The organism is Nocardioides sp., assembly GCF_041600255.1.
GTDB lineage: Bacteria > Actinomycetota > Actinomycetes > Propionibacteriales > Nocardioidaceae > Nocardioides.
Genome location: NZ_JBFIKK010000101.1, coordinates 1 through 12,912 on the forward strand (window position 1 = coordinate 1; position 12,912 = coordinate 12,912).

General features: G+C 70.0%; 9 protein-coding genes. 6 read left to right on the plus strand and 3 right to left on the minus strand.

Annotation, left to right across the window (positions count from 1 at the left end; genetic code table 11):
- Positions 1-64 precede the first annotated feature (64 nt).
- Positions 65-3,385 (minus strand): ExeM/NucH family extracellular endonuclease, encoded by a 3,321-nt coding sequence (locus ABZE72_RS12225; RefSeq protein ID WP_372729309.1) that lies wholly within the window; start codon positions 3,383-3,385, stop codon positions 65-67.
- Between the two features lie 524 nt (positions 3,386-3,909).
- Positions 3,910-4,698: a crotonase/enoyl-CoA hydratase family protein gene (locus ABZE72_RS12230; RefSeq protein WP_372729310.1), complete on the minus strand. Its 789-nt coding sequence runs from the start codon at positions 4,696-4,698 to the stop codon at positions 3,910-3,912.
- Between the two features lie 45 nt (positions 4,699-4,743).
- Between ABZE72_RS12230 and ABZE72_RS12235 the strand changes: the two genes are divergently transcribed.
- The 5 genes from ABZE72_RS12235 to ABZE72_RS12255 are packed head-to-tail and all read left to right on the plus strand — an operon-like array spanning position 4,744 to position 11,034.
- Entirely contained in the window at positions 4,744-6,369 is a 1,626-nt protein-coding gene (locus ABZE72_RS12235) for an acyl-CoA synthetase (protein ID WP_372729311.1), read from the plus strand.
- Complete coding sequence (locus ABZE72_RS12240) at positions 6,369-7,475, plus strand: NAD(P)H-dependent flavin oxidoreductase (protein WP_372729312.1); 1,107 nt, start codon at positions 6,369-6,371, stop codon at positions 7,473-7,475. Before ABZE72_RS12235 ends, ABZE72_RS12240 begins: the two co-directional genes overlap by 1 nt.
- 13 nt (positions 7,476-7,488) lie before the next feature.
- A complete protein-coding gene (locus ABZE72_RS12245; protein ID WP_372729313.1) occupies positions 7,489-8,958 on the plus strand; it encodes an LVIVD repeat-containing protein in 1,470 nt (489 codons plus the stop codon).
- A 46-nt stretch (positions 8,959-9,004) separates the two neighbouring features.
- On the plus strand, positions 9,005-10,480 hold the full coding sequence (locus tag ABZE72_RS12250) for an LVIVD repeat-containing protein (protein WP_372729314.1): 1,476 nt from the start codon (positions 9,005-9,007) through the stop codon (positions 10,478-10,480).
- Positions 10,481-10,518: 38 nt separating this feature from the next.
- Positions 10,519-11,034: a nitroreductase family deazaflavin-dependent oxidoreductase gene (locus ABZE72_RS12255; RefSeq protein ID WP_372729315.1), complete on the plus strand. Its 516-nt coding sequence runs from the start codon at positions 10,519-10,521 to the stop codon at positions 11,032-11,034.
- 86 nt (positions 11,035-11,120) lie between these two features.
- Here the strand turns inward: ABZE72_RS12255 and ABZE72_RS12260 are convergent, their stop codons facing one another.
- Positions 11,121-12,332: an endonuclease/exonuclease/phosphatase family protein gene (locus tag ABZE72_RS12260; RefSeq protein WP_372729316.1), complete on the minus strand. Its 1,212-nt coding sequence runs from the start codon at positions 12,330-12,332 to the stop codon at positions 11,121-11,123.
- Positions 12,333-12,496: 164 nt separating this feature from the next.
- Between ABZE72_RS12260 and ABZE72_RS12265 the strand changes: the two genes are divergently transcribed.
- Positions 12,497-12,912, plus strand: a 416-nt coding sequence (locus ABZE72_RS12265) for a hypothetical protein (RefSeq protein WP_372729317.1), incomplete at its 3' end; no start/stop codon positions are given.

A 12,912-nucleotide genomic window follows, 5' to 3' on the forward strand; every position in this document is an offset into this window, starting at 1 on the left:
GCCGGCGTGACTGCATCGTGCAGTCACGCCGGTCGCTCTCGTTGTGCCCGGTGCGGAGGCGCTGCTAGGGCGTGAAGGCGAAGCGCGCCTCGTGCACGGTCCCGTCCTTCAACCGCAGGGTCAGGGTCCGGCACTGGCCGGCCCATGACTTGCTGCTCACCCACAGGTGCCGGTAGGTCTCGATCCCCGGCACGTAGCTGAGGGTCTCCTTCCCGGACCAGACGTTCGTCTGGTCGGGTCCGACCGTGGCGCCGCTCGAGCAGTCGACCTGGCGCGAGGAGGGGGAGTCGGCGGCGAGCACGTCGAGCCCCCGGTCCCCACCGAGCCCGAACTCCACCTTGACGTGCTGGCCGGCCTTGACGACGTTCGCGCTGGGGGAGTTGTCCACGCTCTTGAAGAACCCGCTGAACGCCCAGATCACCCGTACTGCTGACGTGGCCGAGGCCGTGAGAGCCCCGTCGCTGACCCGGACGCTGACCGTGCGCAGGTCGGGTGCCTGCCGGGCGCCGGCGGTGTAGGTCACCGACTGACCCGAGGTCTCGAAGGTGCCGTCGCCGTCCAGGTCCCAGGCATAGGTCAGCTCGTCCCCGTCCGGGTCCGAGCCGGTCGCCGACATCGTGACGCTCGAGCCCTCCACCACCGTGTAGGGGCCGCCCGCGGCAACCGACGGTGCGCTGTTCAGGTCCAGCCCCACCAGCACCGGGTCGTGGTCGGAGGAGCGGAAGGCATCGGGAGCGTAGTAGCGCGCCACCTGGCCGGCACTCTTGAACTCGGTGTTGTAGTCGAGGGCCACCGGCTCGTCGGCGTTGATGTGCCATTCGGTCACCCCGGTGACCTTGTCCGCGAGGCTGGCACTGGCCAGCGCGTGGTCGAGGTAGCCGGCCTGGCCCTGGAACACGTAGGAGTAGGCGTCGTGGCCGACGTGCTCGGCGATCGTGTCCGTGTAGCCGCTGTCACGGAAGGCCGTGATCGGGTCCTCCTGGGCGTAGGCGTTCATGTCCCCGATGACCAGGGCGTCGGGGTCGCCGCTGCCCGTCGGGTCCGTCGCGATCCAGTCGACCAGGGCCTGTGCTGCCCGGGTGCGCGTCCGGTTGCAGTTGCCCTGGCCGTCGAACCGGTCGGGGTCGCCGATGCTGTTGCAGTCGGAGCCCTTCGACTTGAGGTGGTTGACGACGACCGTGAAGCGGTCGTCGCCCTGACGGAAGGTCTGGGCCAGCGACGGTCGGTTCTTGGTGTCGAGGACCCGCGGGTCCACGCTGGAGTCGAGGATCGCGTGCCGACCGACCGGGGTCACGCTGGCCGGCTGGTAGAGGAGCCCCACCCGGATGGCATCGGTCCCGATGATGCCGGTGTCGATGAAGTCGTACGTCCCGGCTCCGGCGGCGTGGTTCAGGCCGGTCACGAGGTCCTCGATGGCGGCGAACTCGGTCGCCTCGTTGTCGTTCTCCAGCTCCATGAGGCCCACGACGTCGGCGTCGAGTGCGGTGATCGCGGCGATGATCTTCGCCCGCTGGCGGCTGAACTCGAGGGCGGTGTTGGCGCCGCGAGCGGTGGGGAAGCCACCGCCGGCGCCGTTGCCGTTGAAGTAGTTCAGCACGTTGAACGCGGCCACCTGGACGTCACCACCGACCGCGGTCGGCGAGGTCGACCGGGCGTTGCTCGGGACGAACTCGATCTGCGTCGGGTCCACGGGCTGGACCCGGTAGGCGCCGAACCGGTGGTCGAGCACTCCGGCGAGTCCGGCCGTGGTGTCGCCCGTGCGCAGCGTGTTGCTCGCGCTCAGGCCGCCGGCCGGGTAGAACGTCGGGTCGATGTTCGACTGACCGTTGCCGTCGTCGAGCAGGATCCGGCTGCGGTTGTTCTGCGCCTGCAGGGCCTGGGCCGGCGCGCCCGGCGCCACCACGTTGGTCGGGTTGCTCAGCCGCCCGCCGGCCGAGAGCGTCACCTCGCCGAAGCGTGCGAGGGTGAACGTGTCGGTGACGGTCAGCTCCTGGTCGATGCTGATGCTCATGCCCTCGAGGCGCTCCCAGTCGGAGACGGACGGCACGGGCAGGGCGACGGGGGAGGGCGTGACGCTGCCGCCCTCGGCGCAGATGACGGTCGAGGTGACGGCGCTGAGCTGGGTGAGCCCGAACGACTCGCCGGCGGTGCCTCGCACACGGACCACGTCCCCGAGGTTGACGGCTGTGGTCGTGTTGGACACGAAGATGCCCTCCGACGTGGCCGGGTCGGCGTCGATGTCTGCGTCCTCCTCCTGGAGGTAGTAGCCACCGAACTGACCCGCGCCCTGGTAGTCACCCACCACGACCGCCTCGACGGTGCGGATGCCGGTCAGGGCGGCCGACGTCCCGGAGCCCTGGATCTCGTGGAGGTACGTCGCGGGCTCGCCGCAGACCAGGGTGTCCGCCACGGTGAAGGAGAAGCTCTCGTCGCGGACCATGTTGTCCGGCGGGTCCTGGTTGTCCTGGTCCGTCACGCCGGCCGCGAACACGCTCACGGTGCACGACTCGTTGGAGGCGAACCTCGAGATCGGTGCGAGCTCGAAGGTGACCGGCCCTCCGGAGACCACTGCGTCATGGGTGCCGCTGGTTGCGCAGACGATCGAGAACCAGGCGCCCGCGACGTCCACGGGCTCGGAGAAGGTCAGGCTGATGTTGGAGCCCCGTGCGACGTTCGTCGCTCCCGCGGCCGGCGTACTGGCAGCGAGGAAGGGTGCCGCGTCGGTGGATCGCGGCGTCAGGGTGAAGTCGTCGACCGCGAGGCCGTCGTCGGCGCCGCTGGCGTTGAAGTCGTTCCACCGCACCCAGAAGGTCGCGCCGGCCGGGATGGTGAGGCTCCCCAGCGTCGCGGCCACCCGGGTCCGGTTGACCGAGGCGTTCCCGTCGCGCAGCCCGACGGCGGTGCCCGTCAGGTTGGGTGTCTCGAAGTCGAGCTCGTTCGCATCGGTCCACGTCCCCGTCGACAGGCTGGTGGCGTTCAGGCTGTACTGGAAGTCCAGCCGGTCGGGCCCGCGCCCGAGAGTGCCCAGCCGCCACTGCTCGCCGGTGAAGGCGATGTCCAGGGCGGTGATCGGCGACCCGGTGCCGTTGGTGAACTCGGCGCCGATCGTGGGAACCAGGGTTCCCGACTGCAGTCCGCCGAAGGCACGTTCGGTGCTGGCGCTCGCACCGAAGCTGTAGGTGTCGCCGGTGGTGCTGCTGCCGGTGCCGGCGGCGTACCCGCCGTCGTGGGTGGTGCTGCTGCCGGTCTCCCGCAGCGCCCAGCCGGCCGGTAGGGCGGTGTTGCCGACACCGGTGTTGGCCAGGGTGTTGAAGTCCTGGGAGTACGCCGCGTCGAGCGCGGACAGTGTGATCGAACCTGCGGCCGCGGCCGGGGAGATGCTCAATGGCACCCACCCCACTGCGACGAGACTTGCGGCAAGAACGATCCGGGAAGTGCGGTGCATCATCCACCCTTGAGAGCTCGGTCGAGAACCGCGTCAACGTACGCAGGATCTGCGGCCACCGTCATCACCCAAACTGATCATTGCGCGGATCGGGGCGGGGTGCTGTTGGCGGTCCGCGTCGCTCCGATCGATCGCGGGTCTCGTGGGCGCTACGCTTCGCCGGCCGGCGTTGGCCGGAAGTTCGCTGCGAGTGACATGCTCGAGAGGCGCTCGCTGGGTCCGGCGGTCGCTCATGAACTCGCCCCACGACCAGGAGCACTCTCGGACATGGCCACCTCACTGACGAGTCGCGCGCTGCTGGTCGCCCGACTGGCTCGCATCGCCCGGGTCGTGGCCGTCTACCTGATCCCGCTGTGGGGGATGCTCGTCGTGGTGGTCCCGCTGTGGCGTGGTGACGGGAGTTTCCACGCCCTCGGCGCCGTGCTCGTGGCGCTCGCCTTCGCGCTCGGGACCGTGGGGACCGACTACCTGCCCCTGAACTCGGGGGGGCGCTTCTCGAGGAACGCCCGCGGCCCCTCCTTGGCGTCGTCGGAGGCGAAGACGGCCGCGCCGACGCGGGCGTCGTCGGCCCAGCACTCGTCCTCGTGCTTGCCCTCGGAGTCGCGCATCGTCTTCAGGATGGCCTGCACGGCGACCGGTCCGTTGGCGGCGATCAGGTCGGCGATCTCGTGCGCCTTGGCGAGCGCGGATCCGTCCGGCACCACGTGCCCGATCAGCCCGACCTCCTTGGCCTCGGCCGCCTTCATCGTGCGGCCGGTCAGCAGCAGCTCGGCCGCCACCGTGTAGGGGATCTGCCGGATCAGCCGCACCGCCGACCCACCCATCGGGTAGAGGCTCCACCGTGCCTCCGACACGCCGAAGCGCGCCGACTCACCCGCCACCCGGATGTCCGTGCCCTGCAGGATCTCGGTTCCGCCGGCCACCGCCGGGCCCTCGACGGCAGCGATCAGCGGCTTGGTCAGCCGGAACCCCTTGAGCAGCGACTTGATCACGGTCGGGTCGTACTCGCCGGACTCGAAGCTGTCGCTGGGCGGCTTCGCCGACATCGCCTTGAGATCGGCGCCGGCACAGAAGTAGCCGCCCGCCCCGGTGAGGATCGCGACCCGGATCGAGTCGTCGGTGTTCACCCGGTCCCAGGCCTGGCTCATCAGCTCGAGCATCTCCCCGGAGAGCGCGTTGCGCGCCTCGGGCCGGTTCATCGTGATCACGAGCGTGTGGCCGGTCTGCTCGACGAGGCAGTGGGGTGAAGTCATGCCGGAATGCTAGCCAAAAACGAGAACGTGTTCTAGTCTCACGCCGTGGCCCTGAACATCGCAGACCTCTTCGAGCACTCCGTCGACGCAGCGGCTGAGAAGCCCGCTCTCAAGCTGGGGGACCGTACGGTCACCTATGCCGAGCTGGAGGCGGAAGCCAATCGCCTCGCGCACTTCCTGGTCGAGAGGGGGGTGAAGCCGGGCGACCACGTGGGCATCTACGCCAAGAACAGCATCGAGCACGTCGCCGCCGTCCTCGCGATCTTCAAGATCCGTGCGGTCGCGATCAACGTGAACTACCGCTACGTCGAGGGCGAGCTCAACTACATCTTCGAGAACGCCGACATCGTGGCGCTGATCCACGAGCGCCCGTACGCCGAGCTCGTCGCCGCCTGCGCCCCCCAGCACGACAAGCTGCACACGATCGTGGTGATGCCGGACGCCTCCGACCCCGACAACGCCGCCGACATCTCCTCCTACGGCGGGATCACCTGGGCCGAGGCCGTCGAGGGTCGCAGCACCGAGCGCGACTTCGGTGAGCGCAGCCCCGACGACCTCTACATCGTCTACACCGGCGGCACGACCGGCTACCCGAAGGGCGTCATGTGGCGCCACGAGGACTTCTGGCGCGTGCTCGGCGGCGGCATCGACTTCATGACCGGCGAGCCGCTGGAGGAGTACGACCAGTCGAAGCAGGCGGCCACCGACGGCCGGATGGTCACCTTCCCGCTCAGCCCGCTGATGCACGGTGGCGCCCAGGCCGCCCTGCTGATGCACCTCTTCGCGGGCCACCTGACCATCCTCGAGCCGAAGTTCGACGCGGTGCGCACCTGGGAGATCATCGAGCGCGACAAGGTGCAGCTGATCTTCATGACCGGCGACGCGATGGCCCGTCCGCTGATCGAGGCCTACGAGGCCGGCTCGTACGACGCCAGCAACCTGATCGCGGTCTCCAGCAGCGCCGCGATCTTCAGCCGCTCGGTCAAGGAGCGCTGGATGGCGGCCTTCCCGAACACCTTCTTCACCGACTCGGTCGGGGCCTCCGAGACCGGATTCCAGGGAACCGGACTCCAGGACAAGGAGAACATCAAGGGCGAGGGTGCCCGGATCGCCCTGGGCGCCGGCAGCGTGGTCCTCGACGAGGAGAACAGGATCCTCGACCTCTCCAACGTCGGCGCGATCGGTCGCCTGGCCCGCGGCCACCACGTGCCGGTCGGCTACTACAAGGACCCGGAGAAGTCGGCCCGGACGTTCTTCGAGATCGACGGCGTTCGCTACTCCGTTCCCGGTGACTTCGCCCGGATCGAGGAGAACAACCAGATCACCCTGCTCGGCCGCGGCTCCAACTGCATCAACACCGGAGGCGAGAAGGTCTACCCCGAAGAGGTCGAGATGGCCCTCAAGGCCCACCCGGACGTGTACGACGTCCTCGTGGTCGGGGTGCCCGACGAGAAGTACGGCCAGTCGGTCTCCGCCGTGGTCCAGCCGCGCGACGGTGCCGAGCCGACGCTCGAGGAACTGCGCGACTTCCTGCGCTCCTCGCTGTCGGGCTACAAGCTGCCGCGCGCGCTGACGCTGGTCCCGGAGATCCCGCGCAACGCCACCGGAAAGGCGCAGTACACCAAGGCCAAGGAGATGGCCCTGGAGGCGACGGCCGGGGTGCAGGCCTGATGCGTACGCCGCTGTGCGAGGCCTTCGGCATCGAGTACCCGATCTTCGCGTTCACCCCGTCCGAACACGTGGCGGCTGCCGTCTCCCGGGCCGGTGGCCTGGGCGTGCTGGGCTGCGTGCGCTTCAACGACCCCGACGAGCTCGACCGGACGCTGAGCTGGCTCGACGAGAACACCGACGGCAAGCCGTACGGCGTCGACATCGTGATGCCGATGAACATCCCGACCGAAGGATCGCACGTCGACCTCCAGTCGCTGATCCCCGAGGAGCACCTGACCTTCGTGGAGCGGACCCTCCAGCAGTTGGGCGTTCCGCCGCTGCCCGAGGGCGAGGGACGCGACGGGGTCCTGGGCTGGCTGCACTCGGTGGCCCGCTCGCACCTCGACGTCTCCCTCAAGCACCGGCCGGTGCTGATCGCCAACGCCCTCGGCTCCCCGCCCAAGGACGTCATCGACCTGTGCCACGAGCACGGCGTGCAGGTGGCCGCACTCGCCGGCGCCGCCAAGCACGCGCTCAGCCACGTCGCCAACGGGGTCGACATCATCGTCGCCCAGGGCTACGAGGCCGGTGGCCACACCGGCGAGGTCGCCAGCATGGTGCTCACCCCCGACATCGTCGACGCCGTCGGTCCCGACGTACCCGTGCTGGGTGCGGGCGGGATCGGCTCGGGCCGTCAGATCGCCGCTTCCCTGGCGCTCGGCGCCCAAGGGGTCTGGACGGGGTCCATCTGGCTCGGCACCGAGGAGTACCAGAACCTCCAGGCCAACGCCGGCTGGACCACCGCGTTCACCCGCGCCACCTCCAGCGACACGGTGCGCACCAAGATCTACACCGGCAAGCCGGCCCGCCTGCTGAAGACCAAGTGGACCGAGGCATGGGCGCAGCCGGACGCACCGTCGGCCCTGCCGATGCCGTTGCAGAACCTGCTCGTCGCCGATGCCCACAACCGGATCAACGCCTCCGGCGACCCGGACGTGATCGCGATGCCGATCGGTCAGATCGTGGGCCGGATGAACGAGGTGCGCCCGGTGGCGGACGTCGTGGCCGACCTGGTCGCCGAGTTCGAGGAAGCCGCACGACGCTTGGGCGACGTAGCCTCCGCCTGATCCGGATCGTTGGGTGACCATGCAGCTCTCCGACGCCAGCGCTCCCGCCGTACGTCGCCTCGGGGTGGCGGCGCTCGCGCTCGCCCTGGCCGGTACGGCGACCCTGCTCACCGGCGGTCTGTCCGCCACCGGGCGCGCGTTTCCAGCGCCCACCCCGCCCGCGACCTGCGGCAAGGGTGACCTGCCCGAGACCGACGTGCAGGGCCGCGTCCCGCAGGCGGACTACGACTCGGGCCGGGCGGCGAAGGGTTACCGCTGCAACACCCGGGCGGTGGGTCACCAGGGCCGGACCGGTGGCTTCAAGGTGCTGCGCTACACCGACACGCGCGGCCACACCTGCGCCTACTACGACTCGACGCGGTTCTTCCCGACCGACGTGCCGTTCCAGGCGTCCAGCGGCTTCGGGGTCATCGTGCTCGACATGGCCAGGCCGAGGCAGCCGACGGTGGCGACCACGCTGACCTCGCCCACGATGCAGAGCCCGCACGAGTCGCTCCTGGTCAACGAGAAGCGCGGCCTGCTCGCCGCCGTGATGGGCAACGCCTACACCTCTGCCGGCATCCTCGAGGTCTACGACCTCTCTGCCGACTGCCGCGCCCCGAAGCTGCTGTCGCGCACCCCCGAGGCGATCCTCGGCCACGAGAGCGGCTGGAGCCGGGACGGGAAGACGTTCTACGCCGCCAGCAGCGGCGGCCAGACCTTCGTCGCGATCGACCTGACCGACCCGACCTCCCCGAAGCGGCTCTTCCAGCAGCGCGGCGTGAACTACCACGGCATGCGCCTGTCGAACGACGGCCGCACGATGTACGTCGCCAACATCGGCAACGACCTCTCCGGCGGCACGCTGCCGGGGGAGGGGCTGCGGATCCTGGACGTCAGCGAGATCCAGGACCGCGACCCCGATCCGGAGGTCACCGTGCTCTCCGACCTGACCTGGCCCGAGGGCTCGATCCCGCAGGTCGCCCAGCCGTTCACCCGCGGCGGCCGCCACTACCTGCTCGAGGTGGACGAGTTCTCCCGCTACGGACTCAACGGCGGCTCTCCGGACGCGGCCCACGCCCAGGTGGGTGCGGCCCGGATCATCGACGTGGAGGACCCCCGCCACCCGAAGGTCGTCTCACACCTGCGGCTGCAGGTCCAGCAGCCGGCCGAGCGGATCGCCGCCAGGAACGACCCGGGCGCCAGCTCCCCGCTGGGTGGCTACACCGCGCACTACTGCTCCGCGCCGCGTCGGAAGAACCCCCGGTTGGTGGCCTGCTCGATGATCGGGTCCGGCCTGCGGGTCTTCGACATCCGCAAGCTCCGTCGGCCGGTCGAAGCGGCGTACTTCAACCAGCCGAGCACCTCGGGCAGCAAGGGGGCGAGTGCGATGGCGCAGCCCGCCTGGGACGTGAAGCGACGCTCGATCTGGTACGCCGACGGCAACTCCGGCTTCCACGTGGTGCGCCTCACGCACGGGGTCGGACGGCTTCTACGGCGCTGAGCCCGCCCGCCCGGCACACTGGAAGATCCTCACCCCCAGGAGTGACATGTCACCGAGCCCCACCCGTACGCCGGCCCTGCGCCGCCTCGCCGTCTCGGCGGTCTCGGTCGTCCTCGGCCTCGGCGCCCTCACCGTGGTGGGCTCGCTCTCGGCCACCGGCTCCGCGATCCCGGCTCCCACACCGGAGGCCTCCTGCGGCAAGGGCGCCCGACCGGAGACCGACATCCAGGGCCGGGTGCCGCAGTCCGACTACGCCTCGGGCCGGGCGAAGCGCGGCTACCGCTGCAACACGAAGCCGATCGCGCGCTTCGGCAGCACCGGCGGCTTCAAGGTGCTGCGCTACACCGACCGCCAGGGTCAGACCTGCGCCTACTACGACTCGACGCTGCTCTTCCCGCAGAACTTCCCGTTCACGGCCGAGGCCGGGCTCGGCGTCGTCGTCCTGGACATGGACAACCCCCGGCGTCCCCGCCAGACCGACCAGCTCACCACGCCCGCCATGCTCACCCCGCACGAGTCACTGCTGCTGAACAGGAAGCGCGGCATGATCGCGGCGGTCTCGGGCAACGCGGCGACCTACCCCGGCGTGCTCGACGTGTACGACGTTCGCAGCGACTGCCGGCACCCGAAGCTGCTCTCCTCGTCGCCGGCCGCCGGGCTGGGCCACGAGAGCGGCTGGTCGCACGACGGGCTGACCTTCTACGCCGCCAGCACGTTCGGCCAGACGCTGGTCGCCGTCGACCTGACGGACGCCACGAAGCCGCGCCCGATCTTCACCCAGACCGGCGTGAACTTCCACGGCATGCGGCTCTCGCGGGACGGGAACGTCCTGTACGCGGCCAACATCGGCAACCCCGACGGGGCGATCACGTTCTCGACCGGGGGCCTGCGCATCCTCGACGTCAGCGAGATCCAGGCTCGCAAGGCCAACCCCGGGGTCGAGGTCCTCGCCGACCTGGTCTGGCCGGGCCACTCCATCGCCCAGGCCTCCGAGCCGTTCGTCAAGGGCAAGCGGAAGTACCTGCTGGAGACCGACGAGTTCGCCAACTACCGCCTCGACGGTGGGGCCGACCAGGCGGAGGCACCCGTGGGTGCCGCCCGGATCATCGACGTCACGAACCCCCGCAGGCCGCGCATCGTCTCCGACCTGCGCCTGCAGGTGCACCAGCCGGGCGCGCGCCGCGGAGACCAGAGGAACGACCCCGGCGCGGCCAGCTACGTCCAGGGGTACGCAGGCCACTACTGCTCGGTCTCCCGCTACCGCAACCCCAAGCTCGCCGGCTGCTCGATGATCGCCTCCGGGCTGCGCGTCTTCGACATCCGCCGGCTGCGCAAGCCGGTGGAGGCGGCCTACTTCAACCAGCCCGACACCGGCTCGAACGGCGAGGCGCCCTCCGGCGCCTACGCGATGTCGGAGCCCGCCTGGGACGCCAAGCGTCGTTCGGTCTGGTACACCGACGGGAACACCGGCTTCTACAACGTCCAGCTGAAGAACGGTGTCGGCAAGCTGCTCAAGCGCTGATGCTGTCGCGGGGGATTCCGCGTTGCTAGCCTCCGGCCATGGGAATCGCTGCCGACCTGGGCTATGTCGTACCGAGGGCCAACGCCTTTCAACGAGCCGTGCAACGGTTCGGCTCCACCGCGGCCGGGGCGCGTCTGTTCGCCCACACGCTGCCGGCGATGGACCGCGCGGTGGGCAGGCTCAGCAAGGGGCGTACGACGGTGCCCCAGCTGCTCGCGGGTCTTCCCGTGCTGGTCCTCACCACGACGGGTCGCAGGTCCGGGCAGCCGCGTGACGCCCACCTGATCGGGATCCCGGTCGGTGACACGCTGGCGCTGCTGGGGACCAACTTCGGCCAGGCGAGGACACCGGCGTGGGTGTTCAACCTGGAGGCGGACCCGCGCGCCACGGTCACGCACCACCACACCAGCGTCGAGGTGGTGACCCGTCCGGCCACGCCGGCGGAGCGCGAGCAGGTGATGGAGAGCTCCCGGCAGGTCTACGGCGGCTACCTGAAGTACCAGGAGCGGATCACCGGACGCGAGCTGCGGATCTTCCTGCTCACCGAACGCTGACAACGCCCTCGGCCCCGGCTCCGGTGTCCGGTGTCCGGTGTCGCTACCTACGACTGCGCGACGCGGGCCGAGGCCGGAGCCGGTCCTCAGCCGCGGGCGCCGGTGATCGTCAGCACCACTCCGGCGTGATCGGAGGGCCACAGACCCGTGAGGGGATCCTTGGCGGTCGGGTCCGCGCCGGTCACCTCTCCGGCCACCACCGCGAGCTGGTGGCCGGGGCCGGGGCGGGCGAGGATCATGTCGATACGAATCGTCCAGTCGCGGGGTGCCGGGTCGTTGACCCTCTCGCCGAGTCCGAAGGTCAACCCCTGGCCGGCCGGCCGCCACTCCAGCCACATGTCGGTGAAGCCCCCCAGCCCCGTGAGCAGGCGGTAGGCCGCCGAGTGCGGTGTCGGATCGGGCGGCCTGGTGGAGTTGTCCAGCGGGTCGGAGTTGCAGTCACACACGATCACAGTGCTGCGGTCCTGCCTGGTGGTCTCGACGACCAGTTCCTGAGCCTGCTGGAGTGCCACGGACGAGCTGGCCGCCTCCAGATGGGTGTTGACGAGCCGGAAAGCGGTCCCCGAGCCATGCGCCACGTCGACCCAGCCGTAGCCACGGACGATGTCGAGCGTCGTTCCGGCCACGTCCACCCGGAGCTGGGCGTCGAACTGCGCTCCGCCCTTCGCGAGGACTCGTAACCTGCTGCTGGCGCGCAGCAGGATCACGTCGCGCACCGTGAGCCGGATGTCGCGTCCTTGGCTGAGGGTGCCGAGCCTCGGGTCACCCAGGAAGGAGGGGGTCTCCAGGTCCATCCTGTTCTGCACCACCACCGCCTGGTAGGGCGTGCCCTGCCGTCGTAGGTCCTGGAGCAGGAGCTGGAGGTAGTCGAGGTCAACCCGCTGCGCGTTCGTCGTCCCCAGTGGCGTCGTACCCAGCGGCGGCGGCAGCTCCAGTGGTCCGCTGCGCCACAGGGCGACTTCCTGGAGGCCGACCAGGTCGGGTCCGGCCGCCGCGATCTCGGCAGCCAGGAGCTTGCTGCGTCGCGGGAAGTTGGTCCCGTCGACGATGGCGCGTGTCTCGGTGTTCGCGTTGCCGAGGGCCACCAGGGCATCGAGTCCCGTCTTCCCGGTCGTTGCCCGGAGCGGGCGTTGGATGTCGGCCCCGACGTAGATGTTGCGTGTCATCACCGTCGTCGGTACGTCGGGCTTGTCCGGACGCGCCTGGACGGGCGGGCCGGCCGCCGCTGCCAGGACGAGACCGAACCCGGCGGCTGCTGCTGCCGTCCTGGCTGGCCAGGTACGAATCGAGTGCCTCATGCGATGTCCCCTCCCCAGGAGTTCTGTCCCTGCATCGTGCAGCCGGAGCGAGGAGGTTGAGCAGGGCCATAGGTCACCGAGCGCGGCACGAGCGGCCCGACGCGCCCCTCAGCTGACTGTCCACCTGCGGCGCCCGGAGGTCCGATGCCCCTACTCTGCGGACCATGACATCTCGGACTGTGCAGGTCATCGGTGGCGCCGCTGTGGCGCTCGCCCTGGTCGCCCTCGGCGTCGCCCTCTCCACCGACACTGAGGGCTCACTCACCCCGGCTGCCGAGGCGGTGGCCGACCTGCCCAGGATCACCGCCTTCTCGATCGACTCCGACGAGCAGGAGTGCGTGTTCGACGCGGAGCGCGGCGGCATGGTCCATGAGGGGCTCACCGTCGCCTCGAAGCGGACCGGCGTGCTCGAGCTCTCCTTCCACCTCCAGCGAGACAGCCTGGACGACGTGCTGCCGGGGTACGTCTCGACCGTCCTCGTCTTCGACGACGACACCTCGAGCCACACCTTCGACCTCGTCGTGCCGGTCTCCGAGGAGAAGTACGAGGCGGGCTACGACGAGTGCGTGTTCAGCACCAC

Excerpts from the sequence above, each read along its gene's own strand:
- ABZE72_RS12230 (WP_372729310.1), bottom strand. The coding sequence starts at position 4,698 with ATGACTTCACCCCACTGCCTCGTCGAGCAGACCGGCCACACGCTCGTG.
- ABZE72_RS12240 (WP_372729312.1), top strand. The coding sequence starts at position 6,369 with ATGCGTACGCCGCTGTGCGAGGCCTTCGGCATCGAGTACCCGATCTTC.
- ABZE72_RS12250 (WP_372729314.1), top strand. The coding sequence starts at position 9,005 with ATGTCACCGAGCCCCACCCGTACGCCGGCCCTGCGCCGCCTCGCCGTC.
- ABZE72_RS12255 (WP_372729315.1), top strand. The coding sequence starts at position 10,519 with ATGGGAATCGCTGCCGACCTGGGCTATGTCGTACCGAGGGCCAACGCC.
- ABZE72_RS12260 (WP_372729316.1), bottom strand. The coding sequence starts at position 12,332 with ATGAGGCACTCGATTCGTACCTGGCCAGCCAGGACGGCAGCAGCAGCC.